This window comes from Kitasatospora sp. NPDC004289 (genome assembly GCF_053602875.1).
This window is the reverse complement of the sequence record NZ_JBSGEL010000003.1, coordinates 117,600-141,575: the sequence shown is the minus strand read 5'-3', so window position 1 is coordinate 141,575 and position 23,976 is coordinate 117,600. Positions and strand designations below refer to the sequence as shown.

The 23,976-nt window shown below is 73.7% G+C and carries 12 protein-coding genes; 3 read left to right on the top strand and 9 right to left on the bottom strand.

Annotation, left to right across the window (positions count from 1 at the left end):
* Positions 1–314: 314 nt before the first annotated feature.
* The 3 genes from ACWEPF_RS03170 to ACWEPF_RS03160 all read left to right on the top strand — a co-directional run bounded on the left by ACWEPF_RS03170 (position 315) and on the right by ACWEPF_RS03160 (position 2,799).
* A complete protein-coding gene (locus tag ACWEPF_RS03170) occupies positions 315–1,019 on the top strand; it encodes a DUF4230 domain-containing protein (RefSeq protein ID WP_452171177.1) in 705 nt (234 codons plus the stop codon).
* A 549-nt stretch (positions 1,020–1,568) separates the two neighbouring features.
* Positions 1,569–2,117 (top strand): hypothetical protein, encoded by a 549-nt coding sequence (locus ACWEPF_RS03165; RefSeq protein WP_452171176.1) that lies wholly within the window; start codon positions 1,569–1,571, stop codon positions 2,115–2,117.
* Complete coding sequence (locus ACWEPF_RS03160) at positions 2,110–2,799, top strand: class F sortase (RefSeq protein ID WP_452171175.1); 690 nt, start codon at positions 2,110–2,112, stop codon at positions 2,797–2,799. The genes ACWEPF_RS03165 and ACWEPF_RS03160 overlap by 8 nt, the downstream gene beginning before the upstream one ends.
* A gap of 87 nt (positions 2,800–2,886) precedes the next feature.
* Here ACWEPF_RS03160 and ACWEPF_RS03155 read toward each other — a convergent pair whose 3' ends face one another.
* The 9 genes from ACWEPF_RS03155 to ACWEPF_RS03115 all read right to left on the bottom strand — a co-directional run bounded on the left by ACWEPF_RS03155 (position 2,887) and on the right by ACWEPF_RS03115 (position 23,960).
* Positions 2,887–3,018, bottom strand: a complete 132-nt coding sequence (locus tag ACWEPF_RS03155; RefSeq protein WP_345287946.1) for a hypothetical protein — start codon at positions 3,016–3,018, stop codon at positions 2,887–2,889.
* A gap of 19 nt (positions 3,019–3,037) precedes the next feature.
* Positions 3,038–10,675, bottom strand: a complete 7,638-nt coding sequence (locus ACWEPF_RS03150) for a DNRLRE domain-containing protein (protein ID WP_452171174.1) — start codon at positions 10,673–10,675, stop codon at positions 3,038–3,040.
* Positions 10,676–11,079: 404 nt separating this feature from the next.
* Positions 11,080–12,084 carry a methylmalonyl Co-A mutase-associated GTPase MeaB gene (meaB, locus tag ACWEPF_RS03145; protein ID WP_452171173.1) on the bottom strand — a complete coding sequence of 335 codons (1,005 nt, stop codon included), beginning with the start codon at positions 12,082–12,084 and terminating at the stop codon, positions 11,080–11,082.
* A 33-nt stretch (positions 12,085–12,117) separates the two neighbouring features.
* Positions 12,118–14,322 carry a methylmalonyl-CoA mutase gene (scpA, locus tag ACWEPF_RS03140; protein WP_345287974.1) on the bottom strand — a complete coding sequence of 735 codons (2,205 nt, stop codon included), beginning with the start codon at positions 14,320–14,322 and terminating at the stop codon, positions 12,118–12,120.
* Positions 14,322–16,205: a methylmalonyl-CoA mutase family protein gene (locus ACWEPF_RS03135; protein ID WP_452171172.1), complete on the bottom strand. Its 1,884-nt coding sequence runs from the start codon at positions 16,203–16,205 to the stop codon at positions 14,322–14,324. The genes scpA and ACWEPF_RS03135 overlap by 1 nt, the downstream gene beginning before the upstream one ends.
* Positions 16,206–16,339: 134 nt before the next feature.
* Positions 16,340–17,086, bottom strand: a complete 747-nt coding sequence (locus ACWEPF_RS03130) for a hypothetical protein (protein WP_452171171.1) — start codon at positions 17,084–17,086, stop codon at positions 16,340–16,342.
* A gap of 152 nt (positions 17,087–17,238) precedes the next feature.
* On the bottom strand, positions 17,239–20,130 hold the full coding sequence (locus ACWEPF_RS03125; protein ID WP_452171170.1) for a condensation domain-containing protein: 2,892 nt from the start codon (positions 20,128–20,130) through the stop codon (positions 17,239–17,241).
* Positions 20,127–22,001, bottom strand: a complete 1,875-nt coding sequence (locus tag ACWEPF_RS03120; protein ID WP_452171169.1) for an amino acid adenylation domain-containing protein — start codon at positions 21,999–22,001, stop codon at positions 20,127–20,129. Before ACWEPF_RS03120 ends, ACWEPF_RS03125 begins: the two co-directional genes overlap by 4 nt.
* Positions 22,002–22,106: 105 nt before the next feature.
* The gene (locus ACWEPF_RS03115) at positions 22,107–23,960 is read right to left on the bottom strand and encodes a non-ribosomal peptide synthetase (RefSeq protein ID WP_452171168.1); all 1,854 of its coding nucleotides are present in this window, start codon (positions 23,958–23,960) and stop codon (positions 22,107–22,109) included.
* Positions 23,961–23,976: the final 16 nt, after the last annotated feature.

Genomic DNA, 23,976 nt, shown 5'->3' with positions numbered 1-23,976 from the left:
GTCTGGACCATTCAGTCAATGGGCGTCCGGAAAAGCGGCGCGCGGGCAGGGGTGGAATGCCGGATCTGCCCACCAGAACCCCGAATTCCGCTTGCCGGAGTCGCTAGATCGGTGCAGGTCAAGTGGTGTTCACCGTAAGGTGATTGATCATTTCGCGGGGAATTTCGGGTGGGGGCGAAGTGTAAGGAAAGCTTCCTTCCAGTGGCAGGTCTGGACCACTTCAACGGGTCGATGCGTGGCGACAAGTGGCCGTTCGGCAAAGGTTGTTGACGATCGGTCTGCTTGAACCCCCGGACCCCGGGTACCCGCAGACCATGACTCCGTCCGGCCGCTTTCGCCCCAAGTCCCGTACCGATGAGGAACCTTCGCCCCGCGAGGGGCGCCGCCGCGGGCTGCCCTGGTACCTGAGCCTGCCCGTCACCCTGGCCGTGATCGTCGCGCTGTTCCTCGCCGGGGTGCAGGGCGGGATCTTCCCCAGCCTGCCGAACCCCTTCGAGCGCAAGACGGTCGACCGCAGCCAGCCGGTGCTGCTGCAGTCGATCCAGCAGATGAAGCGCTTCACCGGAGCCCAGGGCAACTTCCAGGTGATCGTGGACCTCGACCACGAGGCCGCCTTCCTGCCCTCCCAGATCCTCGGCAACCGCACGCTCTACGTCGCGGCCGGCTCGGTGGACGCCTACGTCGACCTCGGCGGGCTCGGCGCGGACGCGGTCACCGTCTCCGAGGACCGCCGGAGCGTGACGGTGAAGGTCCCGCACGCCCAACTCGCCCCGCCCGCCGTGGACGTGAAGCGCTCCTACGTCTACCTCCAGCAGCGCGGGTTCTTCGACCGGATCGGCGACTTCTTCAGCGGCAACCCCGGCAACCAGCGCCAGGTCGAGCAGCTCGCCGTGCAGAAGATCGAGCAGGCGGCCAAGGAGACCGAGCTGACCCGGCAGGCGGAGGACAGCACCCGGGAGATGCTGGGAGGCCTGCTGCGTTCCACGGGCTTCACCAACGTGACGGTCACCGTGGTCTGACGGCCCGGTGGGCCGGCCCGGCTGGTCCGGTTGCCGGACGGCACCCTGGCGGACCGGCTGCGGACCAGGGCCCTGGACCTCGGGATCGCGGTGGCGCGGCCGGGCGGTTGAGGGTGAACGGGGCGCACGCGGGGGCACGTGGGGCGCACCGCCGGCGGGGTTCCGGGAGGAGCTGAGCCGAAGGGGTTGAGGGGGCCGTCCAGCCGGGTGTTGATCACCGGGCAGCCGGTGGAGCCGGGTTTAGCGTCCGGGCCGATTTCACAACCATTGCGTAATTGTTCGCGCAGGAGCCGAGTGTGACTTCCGGTCAGCTCGGCTTCGGCTGTGAAAGGAGCCGGTTTGATGGCGAAGCTCGCTATGGGACTAGCGGGTGCCGCAGTAACGGCAGCATTCCTGGGAACCGGTGCTCCGGCATTCGCCGCACCACGGGACGGAATGCCGCCCGGTTGGTGCGCGGTCCACCCGGTCCGGTGCGGGGAGACCCCGAAGCCCCAGCCGCCGAAGGCGGTCCCCGCCGCCCCGACGAAGGACACCCCGGCCAAGGGGGCCGTGGCACCCGAGGAGGTGGACGACCCCGCCGACCCCGGCGACCCCGCGGATCCGGCGGATCCGGCGGCCCCCGGCGATCCGGAGGACCCCGGCCTCGGCGGTGGTGGTCCCGCCCTCGGCGGCGGTCACCCGGCCTTGGCGTCACCCGCGCCGATGACCGTCGATCCGCCCGTCACCCACCCGGGCGGCACGGTGCAGATCAACACCGGCACCGCCTGCCCCGGCACCACCGTCACCTCGCCGGTGCTCCCCGAGCCCGTGCAGCTCCCGCCGGGCGGCACCGGCGGCCAGCTCACCCTCCCGGTCGGGGCAGCCCCGGGGACTTACCCGGTCACCGCCGCCTGCGGCGGCCGGCCGGTCGCGGTCGGCACGGTCACGGTGGCCGACCCGGCGGCGCCGGCCACCGGAGGCGGCTGGAAGGACGGGAGGGGGCGGCCGGAGCCCGGCCTGGCCGGGTACGGGGCGCTCGCGCTGACCGGCGGGGCAGCCGGTACGGCCGTGGTGCGGCTCCTCAGGCGGCGGCGGGGCCGCGCCGCGAACGGTGCCTGACGGGTGGTCACGCCGCGTCCGACCGGCCACGGCGGCCCTGTCCGGGGCCCTGCTGCTGGTCTCGCTGATCGGAGCCGTCCGCGACGCGGGCCGCACCGCGAGCACGTCCCCGCCCGCTCCCCGGGCGGCGGCCGTGCCGCGACCGGCCGGCTCCCTGACGGCCTCTCAGCAGACGGGCCCGGGCTCCGAGCACCGGGCCCCGCCCGCCGGCCACGCCCCGCTCGCCCCGTCCACGCCGATCCGGCTCACCATCGCCGCGATCGGCGTGGCGGCCCCGCTGCTGGCCCTCGGTTCGGACGACAAGGGGCGTCCGGAGCTGCCGCCGTACTCGATGCCGGGCACGGCGGGCTGGCTGCGGGACTCCGCGACCCCGGGTGCCCAGGGCGCCGCGGTGGTGGCCGGGCACGTGGACACCCTCGACGGGCCGGCCGTCTTCTGGGCGCTGTCCACCGTGAAGGCGGGGGCCACCGTCGAGGTCGCGCGGCTGGACGGCAGCACGGCGGTGTTCACCGTGGACGAGGTCCGCACCTTCCCCCGGAAGTCCTTTCCGAACGCGCTGGTCTACGGCCCGACCCAGGCAGCGGAACTGCGCGTCATCACCTGCGGCGGCCGTTTCGACCGGGCCGAGCGTGAATACACCAGTAATGTCATCCTTTTCGCCCATCTGACGGACGCTCATTGAGTCGGCGCCGAAATGGACGACGGCCGAATGCCCCGGCCCGAGAAATCCGGACCGGGGCATTCGGCCGTCCTGCGGACGGTCGTTACGTCAGCACTTCTCCTCCGGACCGTCCTCCGGCTTCCGGAAGAGGCTCCGGACCCCGGACACGTCGTTCGCCCAGAACAGCAGCGACACGAGGGCCCGGCCGAGTGCGATCAGGCCGGAGACGACGATGTCCACGGTGCTGCTCCCTTCGAGGTCAGCCGGTGCACCAGTCGCCCCGGTACCCGGTGTAGCGGCGGCACACGCTGTCCTTCTGGCTCTCGGTCAAGGACGAGTTGTAGTCCTGGACGTAGCTGTAGTTGTCGTAGTACTTCTTGCCCCAGTAGATGGCCTCCGGAATCCCGCTGAAGGTCTTCGCGCAGCCCCAGAGGCTGAACAGGGTCGCCGTGCAGGTGGCCCAGGACTGGGCCGGGTTCCGCAGGATCCCGAAGGCCCACTTGGCCTTGCGGACCGGGTTGATGACCGCGGTGATGGTGCGGATCCCGTAGAACCAGTGCCGGACGTTCGGGTTGCGGCTCATGCGCCCGACCTTGCTGTCCGAGACCCAGTTCCTGGCGTCCCGGTAGGTGGACTTGGCCTTGCTCTTGAGCTTGCTCGCCGCGTTCTTGGCGAACTGCTTCGGGTCCCAGTACCCCCAGTCCATCCGGCCGTCGAGGTCGTAGCGGCCCAGCGGGTCACCACTGACGTAGTCGTAGGAGTTGGAGTTGCCGCCGTAGACCGGGTCGACGGAGAGGAAGCGGCCGTTGACCGTGTCGTAGAGGCGGACGCCCATCAGGACGTTGCCGTCCAGGGCCTGGGAGGACCGCTGCTTCCCGCCGAGCCAGCCGTAGCGGGCCTCGGCCTGCCCGGCCGCCGCGACGCCGAACTCGTCGAAGGAGAGCACCTGCGGAGCGGTCAGCGCCGGATCGGTGGCCACCACCACGCTGCCGAACAGGTCGGTCAGCTGGAGCCGGACGGCTCCGGTGCTGGTGATGGTGGCGGCGAGGTCGCCGTCCGGGCCGGAGGCGTTGCGGGTCCAGGCACCGGTGGTGGTGTCCTCGACGATCCAGCGGGGCTCGTCGTCACCGGCGCCGTAGTGGTTGAGCCGGGACGCGGTGGTGGCCCAACTGCCGTCCCCCTGCTTCTTGCTGACCGTGGAGCCGGCGAGCCGGCCCGCCGGGTCGAGGGTGAGCACCTGACGGGTGTCGGCGGTCTCCTGGGAGGCGACCAGGTCGTTGGTCCAGAAGCCGTTGAGGGTGCCGCTAGCGGTCCGGGTGGTCCGGCCGAAGGCGTCGTACCGGTAACCGGCGTCGGTGATCCGGTCCGCGCTGTCGTAGGTGTGGTTCTCGGTGACCGGGGCGGCCGTGCTGCAGCCACCGTTGGCGGCGGCGGGCGAGGTGGACTTGGCGGTCCGGTTGTAGTGCACGTCGTAGCTGTAACCACGGGTGGTGCAACCGGCGTTGCCGGTGGTCTGCTCGGCCTTGGTCAGCCGGCCGAGGCGGTCGTAGGCGTAGGACTTCACCGAGGTGGAGTCGGTGTCCTTGGTGACCTGCCCCCGGGTGGTGACCTCGCGGCTCTGCGACCAGACCACGGCGCCGTCCGAACTACGGGTGTAGGTACGGCCGGTGGTCTCGCCGGAGGCGTTGCGGACGTCCTTGCGGACGATGCCGCCCGGGTAGGACTGCTCCACCAGCTGGCCGTCCGGACCGTAGGTGGCGGTGAACTCGCCCGCCACGCTGTCGGTCACCGAAGTGACCATCCCCCGGGGCTCCTTGACCCGGTCGTAGGTGAGGGTGACCGAGCCCGACGGGTCGGTGACCTTCACCGGCTTGCCGTAGGCGTCGTACTGGCTCGTGGTGGTGGCACCCTCGCCGTCCGTGTACGAGATCTCCCGGCCCAGCTGGTCGACCACCCGGACGACGGACTTGCCGCCGGCCGTGGTCTTCACCACGGCGCCGGTGGCGGGGTCGTACTCCGTGACGGTCTTCGGGACCGCCTGGCCCTCGCCGCCGGTGATCTCGACCGAGAGCTGCCGCTCGGCCGCGTCGCGGACGGTCGTGGTGGTGCGGGTCTTGCCGGCGTTGGTCTCGGTGATCTCCTCGGGGTTGCCGAAGCGCGAGTACCGGGTGATCCGCTTGACCGGGAGGGTGGTCGGCATCCGCGCCGAGTCCGCCCCGGTGATCGCGGCGCCCGGGCCGCTGGTGCAGAGCAGGCCCGCCCACTCGGGACGGCCGCCGCAGGCCGCGTCCGCGGCGTTCGTGCCGGCGGTCCAGTGGACCGACTTCACGGTGCTGGCCTCGGCCGCCTGTCCGGTGCCGGGGACGCGCAGCTCCTCGGCCCGGCCCTTGTCGTCGAAGCGGGTCGTGGTGGTGAGCGCGGCCCCGGTCGCGTCGAGGGTGACGCTCGTCGGCTTCTTCAGGGTCCAGCCGGCGGTGCCGCCGAGCGGGGTGTCGTAGCCGTTCCGGGTGACCCGCAGGTCGGCGTCGGTGGCGTAGCCGTCGATCCGGACGCCGGTGCCGGCGGTCGTGACCAGGTGGTAGGCCCGGCCGTCGGGCTTGCCCTCGTCGTAGGTGTTGGTGGTGTGGTCCCGGGCGAGCACCGAAGTGCCCACCGGGAGGGTCGGGTTGACGGTGGTCTTGGTCAGGGTGAAGGTGTCGAACCCGGCGTGGAAGCGCTCGCCGGTGGAGGCGGCGTTGGTGCCGGTCACCAGCATCTTGAGCGAGTGGTCACCGCGGGTCAGGTGGATCGGCGCACCGGTGGTGAACGGCGCCACCGCCGGCGTCGCGGAGTACTCGTCGATCGGCGAGCCGAGGTTGGTGCCGTCGATCGACAGCTGCACGATGCCGTGGTCGTTGTACTTCGTGAGCTGCCCGCTGAGGACGTAGTCGCCCTCCTCGGGCACGCTCACCCGCACGGTGTCCTCGGCGCCGGCCGCGGTGCCGCGCAGACTCAGCTGCGCACCGCCCGACCAGGTCAGGCCGCAGCAGTCGGCGTCCATCTTCAGCGGGTAGTTGGCACCCAGCTGGGGCAGCGTCTCCGCCTCCGAGGTGACGGTGACCGGGTTCGTCTGCCCCGCCAGCGCCTCGGACAGCGCCACCCGGCGCACCGGGCCGAGCGTCTCGACGACGTCCAGACCGTCGGCGGTGTACGTGGTGCGGGAGTCGAGCAGTCGCGCCCGGTCGGCCGAGGAGGCCGGCAGGCCGAGCTCGCTGACGAACTTCGCCGTGTCGGGGTGGGTGCCGAGCGCGATCGAGCGGTTGGTGGCGTCCAGCGTGCGGACCGTGTGCCCGAAGCGGTCGTGCTCGGTGGTGTTGATGTCCCCCTTGACGGCGACGGACGGGGTCGCGGCGTTCACCTCGTCACCCGAGGCGTTGAGGTAACGGACGTTGGCCGCCTTGTACCCGTCCTTCCCGGGGACGGTGGAGGAGGCGGTGTGGGTGGTGGAGGTGTCCTCGGGGCCGAAGACGGCCGTCGCGTCGGTCGGCGCGTCGGTCTGGCCCCACTGGGCGACGTCGGCACCGGCCATGTCGTACGGACCGCCGGCGGCCCGGGTCAGCGGCACGGAGTAGACCAGCTTGGTGGCGATCTCACCGCTGACCTGGCTCTTGGAGCCGGGCACCAGCGAGTTCCGACGGACCTTCAGCAGGTGGCCCGGGTCCTGGTCGGAGCCGGCCGGCCCGTAGTCGAAGGACCAGGGCAGCTCACCGGCGGGCGCGAGCTGGGTGGCCCGGCCCGAACTGTCGTAGGTGTAGGTGGTCTTGAGCGGGGTCGCCAGGCGCGGGTCCCAGACCTGTGCCAGCCGGCCCTTGTCGTCGTAGAGGTAGTGCGCGACCTCGACGGCCTCCTGCTGGGAGGTGGTCGGGTTCCAGGACCAGGACTTCACCGAGCGGACCCGGTCGGTGTAGTCGCCGGGGGTGCCGGCCACGGCCGTGGTGCTGGTCGCGTAGTCGTAGTCGAGCACGTCGCAGCCGCGCGGCAGCGGGGTGACGGTGCAGTGGTTGAGGTCGTCGACCCCGGGCTCGACGGGAGCGATCACGCGCTTGGGGAGCGCGCGGCCGTCGGTGACGTCGTACAGGTACTGGGTGGTGGAGGCGTTCGCGGGACCGGTCTCGCTGGCCACCTGGTGGACGTCGGAGCCGGGCTGGCGGGTGAAGACCGTGGTGGAGCCGTCCAGGTCGGTCAGGGTGTAGACGGTGCCGTTGGTCTGGACGTCCCAGAGCTGCCAGGAGCCGCCCCAGCAGGTCCAGATGGTGCCGCCGAGGTTGGCGTCGAGGCACTTGCCGGACTGGCCGTTGACCAGCGACTTGTTGGCCTGCAGGCGCCACTGCTGGTTCGGGCTGCCCGAACCGCAGGACCACAGCACCATCCGGGTGTTGTCGGCGGTGGCGCCCCACGGGTTGTCCAGGCAGTAGCCCATCACCTTCAGGGACAGGTCGTCCCCGTAGGTCCACTGCTGGTTGGGCGCACCGGTGCAGGGCGCGTACTGCGGGTTCACGCCGTTGCCCGGAGCGCCGTTCGGCACCTCCAGGCACTGCCCGAAGGAGGTGACCAGCGGGCCCGAGGTGGCGGTGGACGCCTTCAGGCTCAAGGACTCCGCACCCGGCTCGGCGAAGAAGCTGCCGTCATTGGCCTTGGCGAAGGTCAGCGAGGAGTCGTCCGCGCGCTTGATCTGGACGAGGTCGGAGGAGGGGAGGGAGAGCGAGCGGTAGTCGGAGCCGGTGCCCGAGTCGGGGCCGCCGGCCCACTGCGGGCCGAACGGGGCGACGATCTCCTTCAGCGAGATGTCGTCGAAGAAGACCTCCTTCCCGCTGCCGCCGACGTTGCCGTTGTAGAGGCGGAACCACGCCTCGGTGGCGTCCTTGGGCACGACCATGTCCAGCGTCAGCTGCTGCCAGCCGTCGGTGAACGAGGCCTTCGAGGAGGCCGTCTCGCCGTAGGTGCCACCGCTCTTGTAGACACCGACGATCTTCAGGCCGCGGTTGGGCAGCGCGCTGGTGTCCAGACCGGTGGCCGAGGGGACGTAGATCCAGGCGCTCAGCCGGTAGGTCTTGCCGGGCTGCATGCCCTGGCCGAGCGTGTACTCCGGGCCGAGCGCGGCGAAGGAGTCCCAGCCGCCGGCGGCCGGGACGACCCGCAGGGAGTCGGTGGAGTTGTCGTGGCCGCGCACCGTGGACCGCTCGATGGTGGCCTGGCCGGCGGTGAAGCCGGTGGTGTCGGTGGAGACCTGACGCTGATTGGCCGTCAGCCGCTCGCCCTGGGCCTGCCAACCGCGACCGAGACCGCGCGAGGAGAAGGTGCGCTTGACCGCCATCCCGCTCTCGTTGGCGTCCGTGGCGTCGAAGGTGTAGTCACCGGTGAGCAGGTTGACCGAGCCGGGGCCCACCGTGACGCCGGCGGCGCCGTCGGCGTTCTGGTCCACCGTCATGGTGTTCCAGCCGGTGGCGGTACCGGCGCCGGAGCCGTCCTCGGGGAACATCAGGGCGCGGACCTGGACCACGCCGCCGACGTTGCCGAGGGTGTCGACCACCGTCCAGTTGGCGTGCGTGCCGAGGTCGGCCAGGCGCGGCTTGGGGTCGGTGACCGGGGTGTTGTCCGCCTTGGTGAGGTTGGTGAGCGGCACGTTGTACTCGGTGGCGCCCGGGCCGCGGCGGTACTGGTAGACCACCCGCTTGAGGTCGGCCTGCGCGTCCACCGAGAGCTTCACGCGCTTGGCGGACTGGCTGCCGTCGGCCGGCGAGGTCAGACCGGCGCGGCCCACCTGGAAGGCGAAGGTGGTGGCGTCGGAGAGGTTCCCCGCACGGTCCTTGGCCTGCACGACCAGGGTGTGCTTGCCGTCGGTGGCCGGGGTGATGGAGGTGGTGACGGTCTGGGTGGCGGCGACCGTCACCGGTGCCCCGCCGTCCAGGGAGTGGACGAACCCGATCAAGTCGGTGGTGTTCGCCGGCGGGGTGAAGGTGAACTGGCCCGCCTGTCCGGCCCCGCCGTGCCACAGGCCGTCGGCCGGGTAGGTCGGCGAGGTGACGATGGGCGCACCGGGCTTGACGGTGTCGACCACGAAGGAGGTGCCGACCCAGCCGGACTGGGAGTTGGCGTCGCTGATCCGGGCCCAGACCGAGTAGCTCCCGCCCTCGTCCAGCGCGGGGACGCTCAGGTCCGAGGGCCGCACCTGGAGGTAGCTGCCGGCCGGGACCGACCGGTAGATGCCGTTGACGAAGGTGGAGCCCTTCCAGAGGTCGATGTTGACGCCCACGGTGCCGCCGTCGGCGTCGGCCGCGAGGACCTGGAACATCGGCGTGGTGGAGCTGGTGTAGGCCGGGTTGCCCGGGACCGACGGCAGAACGTCGACCGAACTCGGCGTCGGCGGGACGGAGTTGTACGTCACCGCGATGTGCGGGACCGCGCCGCCCTCGGTGGAGGAGAACTTCTTCCAGGCGTAGGAGTCCGACTCGTTGTCGGCCTTCAGGCCCAGCGTGCCGTAGTTGTTGCCGTTGCCGGCCCAGTCCGCGGCGAGCTGGGTGATGTTGGCGTTGACCCAGCCGGTGCCGTCGGAGTTGGTGCACTGGTGGCTGTCGGTGCCGGTGTCCACGTCGCGGGTCTCGAAGGAGTACGCGTACTCCCGGCCCCACTGCGGCTGCGAGTTCCACCGGGTCGAGGTGGAGGCGTCGTTGGTGTTCCAGACCTCCCACTCCCGGGCGCTGCAGGAGAACGAGTGGAAGTTGTAGAGGCTGAGGGTGGCCCCCAGCACCTGCTTCCCCTTGAAGCTGGAGATCGGGAACTGCACGAAGGAGCGGGCGATCGAGGATCCGCCGTCGTAGCTGCCGACCTTCAGCTCCGTCGAGGAGGACTGGTCGGTGCCGAAGTTGGTCTGCACGAAGGTGTCGAAGGTGGTGCCGAGCTCCACCACCGGGTCGACCGTGACGGGGAACCGGGTCTTCGGGTCGGCCAGGTACGCCGCGTCCGGGGTGAACACCAGCTCGGCGTCCTTGCCCTGGCCGCGCAGCTCCATCGAGACCGGGCCGCGGTGCAGGTGCTCGCCGGACTTCTCGTCCAGGGCGTCGTCCCACATCACCGGTGCCGGAATCCGGATGGGTGCCTTGTCGGCCGCGGTGGCGACGAGCTCCAGGCCGCCGTCGGGCTTGCGCTCGACGGTGTAGCCGGTGGTGTCCACCGGCAGGGTGAGGGTGCCGGCCTGCGAGACCGCCGAACGGTCCTTGACGATCAGGTACTGCTCGAAGCCGGTCCGGGTGGCCTCCAGCACCAGGTCCACGCCCGGGCGGGCGTTGACGTAGGTGGCCTTGCTGCCGGACAGCTTGGGCTTGGGCAGCTTGCCCAGCCAGCCCAGCTCGACCTGCCGGGCGCCGTTGCCGACCTTCACCAGGCCGCGCTCGGCGGGCTGCTCGCCCTTGCCACGTCCGTCGGCCTGGGCACCCGCGGCCCGGGCCGACTCCGACGGGGCCGCTGAGGCGGCACCGGGCAGCGCGTCGCCGCTCTTCACGGCGGCGTCGCCACCGGCGAACTCCAGGCTCTCCGGGTGCGCCTTGGGCGCGACCTTGCCGTCCGGGCGCTCCACCAGCGTGGTGTCGACCGGGACCCAGGCCCCGCCGGACTTCATCCGGACCGGGCCGCTGGCGATGTCCTGGGTGAGGGTCCCCTCGGGGTTGGCCCACAGGGTGGTGTTGGCGGTGCGGGCGCCGGTCACCTCGATGCGGCGCTTGTTCAGCCGGGCCGCCAGCAGCGCTGACGCCTCGTCAGGAGCCTCGTTCACCGAGGCACTTGGCTGCTCGGCGGGCTTCGCGGTGGGCTTGGCGCTCGGCTTCGGAGCGGCCAGGGCGGCCGGCGCGAGCGCGCCCGCCATACCGATTTCCAGCAGAAGGGCGAGTGCGGCCGCAGCGGCGGTGCGCCGTAGCCGGGGTGGTGCGGATATCCGGCCCGGGAAAACGGGATGCGTACTGGATTTCTTTGACAAGACCTCTCCCCGTTGGAGTCGTCAATGATGATCATCAGCTCGTCAGAGCCGGGACAACCTCTCACGGCGGCGGAGGGGGTTCGGGGGATCACGGTCTCGATCCGGCAACGATCAACGGCTCGGGAGCCGCCGGGCGGGCCGTTCGTTCCCATTGGTGGCGCCATGATCATTTAGCGCCCTAGGTCCGATCGGAACCGATTGCCCGGTATGCCCGACGGGTGCTGACAGAAAAGGGAACTGACGGAGAATCAGATGATTCTCCGTCAGTTCCCTTGCGATCGAACCTGGTTGTGTCAGATATCCGCCGCTTCCGACGGGGGGCGGAATGCGGCCATGATCCGGTCGGCGGCGGTGGTGGCGGTGAGCGTTCCGTCCCGCACCCGCTGCTCCAGCCCGGGGGTGAGCGCGCGCACCGCCGGGTGGTCGTGCAGCTGGGCCAGCAGCTGGTCGTGGACCATCGACCAGGTCCAGGCGACCTGCTGGTCCCGCCGGCGGGCGGCCAGCGCGCCGACCGCGTCCAGGGTGGTGCGGTGCTGCTCGATCCGCTCCCAGAGCACGTCCAGCCCGGTGCCGTCGCGCCCGCTGCAGGTCAGCACGGGCGGGTTCCAGACCGCGTCCGGGGCCTGCAACAGCCGCAGGGCGCCCGCGAGTTCACGGGCGGCGGCCTTGGCGTCGACCTCGTGCGGGCCGTCCGCCTTGTTCACCGCGACCAGGTCGGCCAGCTCCAGCACGCCCTTCTTGATGCCCTGGAGCTGGTCCCCGGTGCGGGCCAGGGTGAGCAGCAGGAAGGTGTCCACCATGCTGGCCACCGTGGTCTCGGACTGGCCGACGCCCACCGTCTCCACCAGCACCACGTCGTACCCGGCGGCCTCCATCACCACCATGCTCTCCCGGGTGGCCTTGGCCACCCCGCCGAGCGTGCCGGAGGTGGGGGAGGGGCGGACGAAGGCGTTCGGGTCGACCGCCAGGCGCTCCATCCGGGTCTTGTCCCCGAGCACCGAGCCGCCGGTGCGGCTGGAGGTCGGGTCGACCGCGAGCACCGCGACCCGGTGCCCGCGGCCGGTGAGCATGGTGCCCAGCGCCTCGATGAAGGTGGACTTGCCGACGCCCGGCACGCCGGTGATGCCGATCCGCACCGCCTTGCCGCTCGACGGGAGCAGCTCGGCGAGCAACTGCTGGGCCAGCACCCGGTGGTCGGGCCGGATGGACTCCACCAGGGTGATGGCCCGCGCGATGAAGGCGCGCGAGCCGTCACGGACCCCGGCGGCGTACTGCTCGATGTCGATCGTCCGGGCCATCGGGTCAGGCTCCTCCGACCGCCCCGCGAGCGGTCACAGTTCGAGTCCGAGCTCGTCGGCCAGCTTGGTCAGCAGGTCGTACGCGGCCTCCGGGATCACCGTGCCGGGCGGGAAGACCGCGGCGGCACCCGCCTCGTACAGCGCCTCGAAGTCCTGCGGCGGGATGACGCCGCCGACCACGATGGTGATGTCCTCCCGCCCCGCCTCGGCCAGTTCGGCCTTCAGCGCGGGCACCAGGGTGAGGTGACCGGCCGCCAGCGAGGAGACGCCGACGATGTGCACGTCCGCCTCCACCGCCTGCCGGGCCACCTCGGCCGGGGTCTGGAAGAGCGGGCCGACGTCCACCGTGAAGCCCAGGTCGGCGAAGGCGGTCGCGATCACCTTCTGGCCGCGGTCGTGGCCGTCCTGGCCCATCTTGGCGACCAGGATGCGCGGCCGCCGTCCCTCCGCCGTCTCGAACCGCTCCACCAGCTCGCGGGTGCGGTCCACGGAGCCCGACTGTCCTGCCTCGTCCCGGTACACACCGGAGATGGTACGGATCTGGCCCGAGTGGCGCCCGTACACCGCCTCCAGGGCGTCCGAGATCTCGCCGACCGTGGCCATCGCCCGGGCCGCGTCCACCGCCAGGGCGAGCAGGTTCCCCTCCAGCCCGCCGCCCGCGCGGGCGCCTTCGCGCGCCGAGGCGGTCAGCGCGGCGAGTGCGGCCTGGCAGGCCGCCTCGTCCCGCTCGGCCCGCAGCCGGCGCAGCTTCTCGATCTGCTGGGCCCGCACCGCCGAGTTGTCGACCTTGAGCACCTCGATCTGCTCGTCCGCCGCGACCCGGTACTTGTTGACCCCGATCACCGGCTGGCGGCCGGAGTCGATCCGCGCCTGGGTGCGGGCGGCGGCCTCCTCCACCCGGAGCTTGGGGATGCCCGCGTCGATCGCCTTCGCCATCCCGCCGGCCGCCTCCACCTCCTGGATGTGCTGCCAGGCGCGCGCGGCCAGGTCGTGGGTCAGCCGCTCGACGTACGCGCTGCCGCCCCAGGGGTCGATCACCCGGGTGGTGCCGGACTCCTGCTGGAGCATCAGCTGGGTGTTGCGGGCGATCCGGGCCGAGAAGTCGGTCGGCAGCGCCAGCGCCTCGTCCAGGGCGTTGGTGTGCAGCGACTGGGTGTGCCCCTGGGTCGCGGCCATCGCCTCCACGCAGGTGCGGGTCACGTTGTTGAACACGTCCTGGGCGGTCAGCGACCAGCCCGAGGTCTGCGAATGGGTGCGCAGCGACAGGGACTTGGGGTTCTTCGGGTCGAACTGCTTCACCAGCTTGGCCCAGAGCAGCCGGGCCGCGCGCAGCTTGGCGACCTCCATGAAGAAGTTCATCCCGATCGCCCAGAAGAACGACAGGCGCGGCGCGAAGGCGTCCACGTCCAGCCCCGCCTCCAGCCCGGCGCGCAGGTACTCCACGCCGTCGGCCAGGGTGTACGCCAGCTCCAGGTCGGCCGTGGCCCCGGCCTCCTGGATGTGGTAGCCCGAGATGGAGATCGAGTTGTACCGGGGCATCTTCTGCGAGGTGTACGCGAAGATGTCCGAGATGATCCGCATCGAGGGCTGCGGCGGGTAGATGTAGGTGTTGCGGACCATGAACTCCTTGAGGATGTCGTTCTGGATGGTCCCCGCCAGCTTCTCGGGCGGCACCCCCTGCTCCTCGGCCGCCACGATGTACAGCGCCAGCACGGGCAGCACCGCGCCGTTCATCGTCATCGACACGGACATCCTGTCCAGCGGGATGCCGTCGAACAGCTGGCGCATGTCGTAGATGGAGTCGATGGCCACGCCCGCCATGCCGACGTCACCGGTCACCCGGGGGTGGTCGCTGTCGTAGCCGCGGTGGGTCGGCAGGTCGAAGGCGACCGACAGGCCCTTCTGACCCGCCGCCAGGTTCCGCCGGTAGAAGGCGTTGGACTCCTCGGCGGTGGAGAACCCGGCGTACTGGCGCACCGTCCACGGCTGGTTCACGTACATCGTGGGGTACGGGCCGCGCAGGTACGGGGCCGCGCCCGGGTAGGTGCCCAGGAAGTCCAGGCCCTCCAGGTCGGCGGCGGTGTAGAGCGGCTTGACGCCGATGCCCTCCGGGGTCTCCCAGAGCTGCTCCTCGACGTCCTTGCCGGTCGCCTCCCGCCAGGCCTCCCGCCACTGGGCGTCGGTCGGGGCCGCCGGGGCCGCCTCCTGGTCGAGGCCGATCTCCGTGAAGTCAGGGATCACCGGTCCGCTCCGTTCTCTTCCTCGGACCCGCCGATGAGGTCGTCCAGCAGCGAGGTCAGCAGGGCGACGGCGTCGCCGCCCGCGTACACGAACTCGTCCACCCCGGCCGCGCGCAGGGCCTCGCCCAGCTCGCCGGGACGGCCGGCCAGCAGCACCCGCCGGGCCCCGGCCGCCTTCAGCGCGCCGGCCACCTCGACGGCCCGCTCCGCGTACACCTTGTCGCTGGAGCAGAGGCAGACCACGTCCGCGCCCGCGACGTCGTCACCCGTGACGGTCACCGTCTCGATGCCGCCGGCCTGGAACAGGTTGGCCGCGAAGGTCAGCCGCGCGGTGTGCGCGGCGGCCGGGCCGAGCGCGGCCAGCGCCAGCCGGGGCCGGGCCCCGGTCGCCGCCAGGTGCGCGTCCGACCGGGTCCGCAGGGCCTCATAGGCACCCGCCAGGCGGACCCGGGGAAGGCCCCCGCCGGCGGGGGCGGGCAGCGGCTCGCGCACCAGGGGCTGCTCGCCGAGGTTGGGGAACTCGCTGACGCCGGTGACCGGTTGCCGCCGCTTGGCCAGCGCCACCTGACGCTCCGCCCAGGTCGCGGCGATCCGCTCGCCGACGGTGCCGTCGGCCAGCGCGGCCCGCAGGCCGCCGGCCCGCTCGATCTCCTGGAACCACGCCCAGGCGCTGCGCGCCAGCTCCTCCGTCAGCTGCTCCACGTACCAGGAGCCGCCGGCCGGGTCGATCACCCGGGCCAGGTGGGACTCCTCCAGCAGCACGGACTGGGTGTTGCGGGCGATCCGCCGCGCGAACGCGTCCGGGCGGCCCACCGCGCTGTCGAACGGCAGCACGCTGACCGCGTCCGCGCCGCCGACCCCGGCGGCCAGGCAGGCCACGGTGGTGCGCAGCATGTTCACCCACGGGTCCCGCTCGGTCATCATCACGGCCGAGGTCACGGCGTGCTGGCGCTGCGCGGTGTGCGCGGCCGCGCCGGAGACCTGGGTGACGCGGGACCAGAGACGGCGCGCGGCGCGGAACTTGGCGATGGATAGGAACTGGTCGGCGTCCGCCGCGTAGCGGAACTCCAGCTGCCCGCAGGCGGCGTCGACGTCGAGGCCGGCCTCGGTGAGCGCCCGCAGGTAGGCGACACCGGTCGCCAGCGAACAGCCCAGCTCCTGGGCGGGGGAGGCCCCGGCCTCGTGGTACGGCAGGGCGTCCACCACCAGGGCGCGCAGCCCGGGGTACTCCGCCTCGCAGCGGGCCGCCAGTGCGGCGGCCTCCGTCAGCTGCGCGTCGGTGTCGACGTCCCGGCCGGTGCGGGCCAGCAGGCCCAGCGGGTCCGCCCCGAGGTTGCCGGTGGCGGCCGCGGCCGGGACGCCGCGTTCTTGGAGGACGCGGAGGAACTGCTCGGCCGCCGCGCCGAATTCGGCCCCGGCGTCCAGGGTCACCCCGGCCAGGTCGAGGTACACGCCGTCCAGGGCCCGCGCCAGCCCCTCCACCGGCAGCCCGGTGGCACCCAGCTCCAGCCAGAGCGAGGTCACCCCGTTCTCGAGGTCGGCGAGCACCGCCTCGTTGGCCTTGGCGGGGTCGGGCTCGGCGTGCCGCTGGCGCACGTCCCAGCCGGACACCGCCGTACCCTGCGGCCGTCCGGCCCGGACGAACGGGGCGAAACCCGGATGGCCGGCGGCCTCGGCGGCGGCCGCGCCGTCCTCGGCGGTGTACAGCGGACGGACTCGGAGTCCGTCCTGAAGCTCGGTGGAGAGCGCCTCCTCCGCCTGTGCTCCGGAGACGTCCGCGCCGGACTTGCGCAGGACGCCTTCGACCAGGTGTTGCCACCGCTCGCGGGAAGTCTCCGGGAACTCGGCGGCCAGAGGGAGCCCTTGGGGCAGGACCGTCATAGCCGAAGGTTAATGCCCGTTAGCCGACGATCATCAGATGGCGGGGGTGTGACCTTGACCTCGCTGCACTCCGCGCGCCCCCCAGTGCCTCGGAGGGCCTCCCGGGGCGCCCCGAAGGCCCGTCACGCCCGGGGTCACCGCTCGAAGACCACGGCGTCCCCGAAGACGGTCCAGAGCGAGGCGGGCGTCAGGGCTCCGTAGACCTCGAGGTCGAGGTACCCCCTGGTGCCGGCGCTGGTGCCGACGCCGAGGTGGAGCCGCTGGTTGCCGCTGCCCTGGTGGAACGTCAGCTCCCACCTGCCGGTCAGGGAGGCCGGATCGCCCGGCTTCGGGTCCTGGAAGGTTTCGGTGAACGTGCCGTCGGCCCGCACCTCCAGGAGCTCGCCCCGGCTGCCGTGCCACTCCCCGAGGACGGCGGAGGGCGAGGGATCGGAGCGCCGCCAGGGCAGCTCGGCGCCCACGGCGAGGGCGCCCCAGGGCGTGCCGGCGAGCAGCAGCGCCGCGCCGCCGAGCGCGACGGCGGCGCGGCGCCGCCCGTCGTACCGCCGCAGGTGGAGCCCCGCCATCAGCCCGGCCTGCAGGGGCCAGAGCACCGCCAGTGGCACCGCCACCACCGTCCAGGCCAGCCGCCGGACCGACCCGCGCTCCAGCGCCGCGTCGTCGATCCCGGCCCACACCAGCCAGAAGACCCAGAGCAGGCTCGCGCACACGTAGGGGTAGAGACCCCAGGTGTCCCGCAGTCCGTACGGACCGAGGAACTCGATGACGCTCCAGAGTCCGAAGGCCAGCACGTACAGCATGATCTCGAGGTAGAGGACCCCCGTCAGCAGCCCGACCCGGAACCGCCCGGGAGCCCCGCCCGCCCGCACCTCGTCGCCCACCCGTTCCACTGTGCCCCCTCCGCATCGCGTTAGCGGAAAGGACGGACGCCCAGAACCCCTCCGGGGTTCCGTGGCGGGCCGGTTCGGGTTCGGGGGCAGTGCCGGCGCGGCCCCGTACCTCTTTTCGGGAGGTGCGGGGCCCGGGCGGCGGGTCAGCGGGTCATGGCGGCCAGGACGGTGCGCCAGTCCTCGCCCGGTTCGGGGCGGAGGAGGTCGGTCAGGGCTTCGGCGCCGTAGTGCCAGGGGCGGAGGAGTTCCGGGTCGGGGGTGTCGGTGAGGGTGATGCTGGAGGAGGAGTCGAGGAGGCGGATCAGTTCGGCGCCGAAGTCGGCCCAGGAGACGTGGCCGGTCACGGCGTTGACGATCCGTCCGGGGGCGGTGCCGGACGCGCAGGCGACCACGGCGCGGGCCAGGGCGGCGGAGTGCACCCAGGAGGCGCCGTGCCAGGCGTGGCCGCCGGTGCCGGGGGCGGGGAGCACCAGGGGGCGGCCGGCCAGGGCAGCCTGGTAGAGCTCGCCGGTGGAGCCCCAGCGGAGCTGGTCGCACAGGCGCCGCTGCGGCCCCCAGACGATGGGCGGCCGGACCACGGTGCCGGTGCGGCTGCCCGAGGAACGGTCCAACAGCAGCTGCTCGCAGGTGAGTTTGGCCCGCCCGTACGGGGTGACCGGCTCGGTGGCGGGGGCGCCCTCGGCTACCTCGGTGGAGGTGGGGCGGCCGTACGCGTCGGTGCTGCTGACGAAGACGAAGCCGCCGCCGGCCCAGCCGTCCAGCAGGGCCCGCATGGCGGCGAGGTCGGTCTCGTGGTCGGTGAAGGTGCAGGCGGCGTGGATCACCGCGTCCACCCCCTCGACCGCGCGGCGCAGGCTGTCCGGGTCGGTGAGGTCGCCCTCGGCGACCTGGACGCCGTCCAGGGCGACCAGGTGGGCGGACTCCGGCCGGGCCAGGGCGCGCACCGGCCGCCCCTGGGCCAGCAGTTCCTGGAGGACGGCGGCGCCGACGCCCCCGGTGGCGCCGGTGAGCAGGACCGTCCCCGCGCGGGTGGCCGTGGTCCGCGGTCCGGTGGTCCGGGCGGCGAGGGCGCGGCGCTCCTGCTCGCGCTCGGCGAGCAGGGCGCTGAGCGCGAGCGGGGTGCGCCGTTCGAGGACGTCCAGGCCGGTGAGCGGAAGGCCGGTGCGGCCGCGCAGGCGCTCGGCGAGCTGGACGGCGAGGAGGGAGTGGCCGCCGAGCACGAAGAAGTCCGCGTCGGGGTCGGGGCGGCTGCCGAGCAGCTCGCCGAAGGCGGTGCGGACCGCGTCCAGCGGCCCGGCTGCCGGGGCCGGGGCGGCCGGAGGGGTGAGGTGGGCCTCCGTGCCCGGGAGCCGGGCGAGGTCCAGCGCGCCGTCGGCGGTGCGCGGCAGGGCGTCCACCACCGTGACGGTGGCCGGGGTCTGGGCGGGCGTCAGGCGTCGGCGCCGCCGCATTTCGAGGCGCAGCGCGCCGCCGCTCGGGGCCAGCGGGCCGCGCACGGTGACGTACGCGAGGGTGGGCAGGCCGTCGGCGGTGACCACGGCGGCGTCGGTGATCCAGGGATCGGCCAACAGCACTGCCACCGCTGGATGTTGAGCCGGTGCGGGAGGCGGGGTGGGAGGCGGCGTGGTGAGCGGCCCGCCGGGGAGTGCGCCGAGCCGGCGGGCGGGGTCGGCGGCCACCGCCTCCAGCACCGCCGCGAAGGCGGTGAGCAGCCGCTCGCCGGTGGCCCGGTCCAGGGCGTCGGTGTCGTGCTGGACCAGGCAGCGCGGCTCGGGCCCGTCCTCGACCAGCAGTCCGAGGCCGAACTTGGCCAGACCGAGCTCGACGTGGACGGCCTCGGCGGCGAGCCCCGGCAGCCGCAGGGGGGCGACCGGCTGGACCAGGTCGCAGGTGACGTTGAGCAGGGCGCCGCCGTCCGCGCCGCGGGCCTCGGGGCCCAGCCGCTCCACCACCAGGTCGAAGGGCAGGTCGTGGTGGTGCTGCGCGTCCAGCAGTGCGGTGCGGACCCGGTCGAGCGCCTCGGTGAACTCCGGGTCGCCGCCCAGATCGGTGCGGACGGCCGGGGTGTTGACGCCGAGGCCGACGAGGCGGCGCAGTTCGGGGCGGGCGCGGTGGCCGCTGGCGAGGCCGACGGTGAGGTCCCGCTCGCCGGTGGCGCGGTGCAGGGTGGCCAGCGCGGCGGCGAGCACCACCGTGTAGAGGGTGGCGCCGTGTCCGGTGGCCAGGCGGCGCAGCCCGTCGAGGGTCCCCGGGCCGAGCGGCGCGCTGTGCAGCGCGGCGGTGCCGGCGCGCGGACCGCCGGGCACCGGCCGCAGCAGTGGCAGCGGACGGGCCCCGGCCAGCCGTGCCGCGACGGTCTCGGCCACGGCGGCGAACTCCGGGTCGCGGGCCCGCTCCCAGCGGGCGAAGTCGGCGTACCGGAGCGGGAGTTCGGGAAGATCGGCGGGCGTTCCGGTGCGTGCGGCGGTGTACAGGGCGGCCAGGTCGGCGGTGAGTAGCGGCAGGCTGGAGCCGTCGACGGCGATGTGGTGCACCGTCAGGAGGAGGGTGTGGTCCTCGGGCCCGTGCCGCAGGACCAGGGCGCGCAGCACCGGCCCGGTCGCGAGGTCGAAGGGGCGGGAGGCCTCGGCCCTCAGGAGCGCGGGCGAGGCCTCGGCCGCGCGGACCTCGACGGGGACGGGCGCGGTCGGCAGCACCTCCTGGTAGGGCTCCGTCTCCCCGTCGCCGGGCGGCTGGACGTAGCGGGTGCGCAGGACGGCGTGCCGTTCGGTGAGGGCGGTCAGTGCGATGCCCAGTGCCTCGGTGTCGAGCGGGCCGCGCAGCCGGGCCGCCACCGGCACGTGGTAGCGGGCGCCGCCCTGCCCGAGCCGGTCCATCAGCCACATGCGGTGCTGGGCGTGCGAGAGCGGTGCGGGGCCGTCCGGCCCCGGGCGCAGGTCCGGGCCGGAGGCGGTGCGGCGGGCGGTGCGGCTGCCGCCGGATCGGGCGCGCCGGAGCAGTTCGGCCTGACGGGTGCTCAGGTCGGTGTCGGTCATCGGCCCTCCTCGGTGGAAGCGGTGGAAGCGGTGGGAGCGGCGGAGGTGGCTGGGGTGGCGGGGGCGGTCGCGGCGAGCAGGGCCCGTTCTACCAGGGCGGCCTGACGGCCCACGGTGGGATGGGCGAAGAACTCCGCCAGGGTGAGCTCGACGCCCAGGTCCTCGCGCAGGTCGTCGACCACCCAGAGGGCGAGCAGGGAGTGGCCGCCCTCGGCCAGGAAGTCGGCGGCCGGGTCGGTGACCGGGCGGTCGAGCGCCCGCGACCAGGCCTCGGCCACGGCCTGTTCGATGGGGGTCAGTGTCAGGTCGGAAGGAGCCTGCGCGGTCGCCGCCGGAGCGGCGTCCTCGGCCAGCGCCCGGCGGTCGACCTTGCCGCTGCCGGTCAGTGGCAGCCGGTCGAGCACCGTCCAGGCGGTCGGCACCAGGTGGGCCGGCAGCCGTTCGGCCAGCCGGGCGCGCAGCGCCTCGCCCACCGGACGGTGGCCCTCGGCGGGGACCACGTACGCGGTGAGGGCGGCGTCCTCGCGCCCCGCGCCCCGGACCACGACGGCGGCCTCGGCGACCTCGGGGAGCTGGACGAGGGCGTGCTCGGTCTCTCCGGGCTCGATCCGGAAGCCGCGCACCTTGACCTGCTGGTCGGCGCGCCCGTGGAAGTCCAGTGCACCGTCCGGGCGTTGGCTGACCAGGTCCCCGCTGCGGTACGCCCGGCCGAGGCCCGGCAGGTCGCGGAAGCGGTCGGCGGTGAGCTCGGCCTGCCCGAGGTAGCCGAGCGCGGTGCGGGCGCCGCCGATCCACAACTCGCCCTGACCGCCCGGCGGGACGGGCTGCCGGTGGTCGTCCAGCACGGTGACGGTGGCGCCGCCGAAGGGGCGGCCGATCGGGACGGGGCCGGAGCAGTCGGCGGGCGAGACGCGGTGCAGGGTGGTGAAGGTGGTGGCCTCGGTGGGCCCGTAGGCGTTCACCAACTCCAGCCAGGGGAAGGCCCGCAGGACGGATCCGGCGTGCTCGGGGGAGAGCGTCTCGCCACCGGTGACCAGCGTACGCAGGACGCCGAAGAGCCGGGACCGGCGGGCGGCCAGGTGGTGGAAGAGCGCGGTGGTGAGGAAGGCGTGGGTGACGCCGAACCGCTCGACGTCCTGGGCGAGTTCCTCCCCGGTGGGCCGGTCGGCGGGGGAGACCGCGACGGCCGCGCCCCGGGCCAGCGGGGCCCAGAGCTCGAAGGTGGAGGCGTCGAAGGTGAGCGGGGAGTGGAACAGCACGCGGTGCCCGGGGCCGAGCGCGATGCCGTCGGCGGCGGTCACCAGGTCGGTGACGGCGCGGTGCGGCACCAGGACGCCCTTGGGGCGGCCGGTGGAGCCGGAGGTGTAGAACACCATCGCGACCTCGTCCGGGCCGGTGGCGGCCGGAGGAGTGGCCGGACCCTCGGCGAGGAGACCCTCCTCGGACAGCTCCAGCGCCTGGGCGGCGGTCAGCCGGGCCTCGGCGAGCAGCGCCTTGTCGCCGAGCACCAGGGATACCCCGGAGTCGGCGATCATCTCGGCGGTGCGCGGGCGCGGGTACGCCGGGTCCAGCGGCACGCTGTGGGCGCCGGCCCACCAGACGGCCAGCTGGGCCACCACCAGCCGGGTGGAGCGGGCGGCGAGCAGGCCGACGGCGCTGCCGGGGCCGATCCCGCGGCGGGTCAGCTCGGCGGCCAACCGGCCTGCGGAGGTGACGAGTTGGCCGTACGTCAGGGCGGTGGACCCGTCGGTCACCGCGAGTGCCTGCGGAGCGCGCTCGGCCCGGTCGGCGATCAGGGCCGGTACCGAGGAGCGGGGCGACGGCGTGGGGAGGGCGGGAGGTGCGGCGTCGTCAGGAGTGCGGGAGGACAAGGGGGTTCCCTTCCGGGCGCCCCGGCGGATGGGGCCGGGGCGCCCTGGTGCGGCGGCGCGGAGCGTGTGGCACTCGGCGTGGTGCGGGCGGCGTGCGGGGTGCGGTCAGGCCCGGGCGGCGGCCGCGGGGCGGCGTTCGTCGACGAGGCGGGCGACCTCCCGCAGGTCCGGGCAGCGCAGCAGCTGCGCGGCGCGCAGCCGCACGCCGTACTCCTGCTCCACGGCGGCGAGCAGCCGGGCGGCGGCCAGCGAGGTGCCGCCCGCGTCCCTGAAGTCGTCCTGCGGGCCGAGCCCGTCCCGGCCCAGCAGCTCCCGGCAGGTCCGGACCACGAACCGCTCGGTCCCGGTGTCGCCCGCCGCGCCGTCGCCGACGGGCCGGCCGGCCTCCTCGGCGGCCAGCAGCGCGGCCCGGTCGACCTTGCCGTTGGCGTCCAGCGGGAAGGCGTCCACCAGCCGGACCACCGCCGGGACGGCCTGCTCGGGCAGCCAGGCCCGGGCCTCGGCGAGCAGGTCGGCGGCGGGCGGCGTGCCCTCCGGCGCGGGCTGGACGAAGGCCAGCAGCTGGACACCCGCGGGCCCCGGCCGGGCGGCCACGGCCGCGCGGCGGACCCGGGGGTCACGCTCGAACGCGGCCTCCACCTCGGCCGGTTCGATCCGCACCCCGCTGACCTTCACCTGGTCGTCCAGCCGACCGTGGAACTCCAACACGCCGTCAGGACGCATCAGCACCCGGTCCCCGGTCCGGTACACCCGCCCCGCGCCGGCCGGGCCCTCCGGCCCGGCGACGAAGCGGCGGGCGGTGAGCTCCGGGTCCAGGTAGCCGAGGGCCAGGCCGTGGCCGCCGATCCGCAGCTCGCCGGTGGCACCGCGCTCGACCGGGCGCCCCTCCGGGTCGGTGACCAGGACGACGGCGCCGGGCACCGGCAGGCCGATCGGCGGCGCCCCGGCGCCGTGGTCCGCGCCCGGGGCCATGGTGTGCACGGTGGTCGCCACCGTGGCCTCGGCCGGGCCGTAGGCGTTGTGGACGGTGGCGGTGACGTCCGGGCCGGGGGTCCGGCGCAGCCGGTCGCCGCCGATCATCAGGTGACGCAGGGTCAGGCCGGCGGGCCAGGGGCGGTCCAGCAGCGGCTCGGCCAGCGGCGTGGGCAGCACGGAGACCGTGACCCCGGCCTCGCGCCACCAGTCGGTGAGGGCCGTGGAGTCCCAGCGCACCGCCTCGGGGGCGACGCAGAGCGCGGCGCCCGAGGTGAGCGTGCCCCAGAGCTCCATCAGGTGCGGGTCGAAGGCGACGCCGATCAGCAGGCTGTGCCGCTCGCCCGGGCCGAGGCCGGTGAGGCCGCGGTACCAGTGCAGCAGCGAGCCGAGCGAGGGCGCGCCAACCGCGACGGCCTTCGGGGTGCCGGTGGAGCCGGAGGTGAGCACCGCGTAGAAGCTGCCCTCCGGTGCGCCCGCCGCGCCCTCGGCCGACGGCGCGAAGGCCGCCACCACGGCCGGGGCCGGGACAGAGGGGGAGGCCGGTCCCGTACCACCGCCCGCCACCGGCAGCGGAAGGACGAGGTGCTCCCCGTCGCGGTGGGCCGGCGGCAGTACGGAGGCCTCGCCGATCAGGCAGGCGAGCCGGAGGTTCTCCGCAACGGCCTGGAGCCGCCGCTCGCCGGGCCGGGGGCCGAGCGGCAGCGAGACGGCGCCGAGCCGGGCCACCGCGACGGCCGCGGCGGCCAGTGCGGCCGAGTGGTCGAGGCAGAGGCCGACCAGCTCCCCGGGGCGGACCCGGTCGCGCAGTGCGGTGGCGAACTCGTCCGCCAGCCGGTCGAGTTCGCCGTAGCTGACGGTGGTGCCGCCGTCGACGAGGGCGGGCGCGTCCGGGGTCCGGCGGGCCCAGTCGGTGAACAGGTCGAGCACCGGTGCGTCCTGGTGCGGGGTGCCGTGCGCGGTGCTGGGGATGGGGGCAGTGGTCATCGTGAGCTCTCCGAGA

Bases quoted from the DNA above. Each gene is read 5' to 3' on its own strand.
- ACWEPF_RS03170 (WP_452171177.1), top strand. From the start codon at position 315: ATGACTCCGTCCGGCCGCTTTCGCCCCAAGTCCCGTACCGATGAGGAA.
- ACWEPF_RS03150 (WP_452171174.1), bottom strand. From the start codon at position 10,675: ATGGCGGGCGCGCTCGCGCCGGCCGCCCTGGCCGCTCCGAAGCCGAGC.
- meaB (WP_452171173.1), bottom strand. From the start codon at position 12,084: ATGGCCCGGACGATCGACATCGAGCAGTACGCCGCCGGGGTCCGTGAC.
- ACWEPF_RS03135 (WP_452171172.1), bottom strand. From the start codon at position 16,205: ATGACGGTCCTGCCCCAAGGGCTCCCTCTGGCCGCCGAGTTCCCGGAG.
- ACWEPF_RS03125 (WP_452171170.1), bottom strand. From the start codon at position 20,130: ATGACCGACACCGACCTGAGCACCCGTCAGGCCGAACTGCTCCGGCGC.
- ACWEPF_RS03115 (WP_452171168.1), bottom strand. From the start codon at position 23,960: ATGACCACTGCCCCCATCCCCAGCACCGCGCACGGCACCCCGCACCAG.